We start from the raw sequence: 873 nt of genomic DNA, 5'->3' as shown, positions 1-873 counted from the left end.
CGAGGTCTTTCGGATGGAAGGCGTAGGAACCTCCATCATCGGAAGACCTCGACCCTCAACCGCGGAGCGACGCGCCTCCCCAGATCACCGGCCTCTACACCCTCAACTGTGATGAGCCGGTATACGTGCTGGTCAACGGCGTGTCTGCGGGCTCTGTTGCAAAGATTGGCGGCAGTCAGAGGTAGGCTGTCGCTCTGCGCCGATCAGGCGGCTGCTGCGAAATGGTGGTTGAGCATGCCCATGGCCTCCGTCAGCGCCGAGGGCCCAATGCCAAAAGCTCTCTCCACAAGGCGCACCTCGCCCCTGATGCCGGGCTGCAGGCACCAGGGGCGAGCCTGTCCTTTGCGCAGGGCTCGCATGACTTCGAATCCCTTGATCGTGGCATAGGCCGTGGGGATCGATTTGAAACCGCGCACCGGCTTGATCAGTATCTTGAGCTTTCCGTGATCGGCCTCGATCACGTTATTGAGATACTTCACCTGCCGGTGGGCCGTCTCCCGGTCCAGCTTTCCTTCGCGCTTCAATTCGGTGATCGCTGCACCATAGCTCGGCGCTTTGTCGGTATTGAGCGTGGCAGGCTTTTCCCAGTGCTTCAGGCCTCGCAGGGCCTTGCCCAGGAACCGCTTCGCTGCCTTGGCGCTGCGGGTCGGCGACAGGTAGAAATCGATCGTGTCGCCCCGCTTGTCGACTGCCCGGTACAGGTAGGTCCACTTGCCCCGCACCTTGACGTAGGTTTCATCCAGGCGCCAGCTCGGATCAAAGCCACGCCGCCAGAACCAGCGCAGCCGCTTCTCCATCTCCGGGGCGTAGCACTGGACCCAGCGATAGATCGTCGTATGGTCGACCGAAATGCCGCGTTCCGCCAGCATTTCC

General features: G+C 61.9%; 1 protein-coding gene. It reads right to left on the bottom strand.

The annotated features are described in order from the left end of the window. Window positions 1-203: 203 nt before the first annotated feature. On the bottom strand, window positions 204-873 hold a 670-nt coding region (locus H5397_RS17000), incomplete at its 5' end, for an IS6-like element IS6100 family transposase (RefSeq protein ID WP_117414990.1).

This window comes from Propioniciclava sp. MC1683 (genome assembly GCF_014164675.1).
In the GTDB taxonomy this organism is placed as follows: Bacteria; Actinomycetota; Actinomycetes; order Propionibacteriales; family Propionibacteriaceae; genus Propioniciclava.
This window is presented reverse-complemented; position numbering and strand designations above follow the sequence as displayed.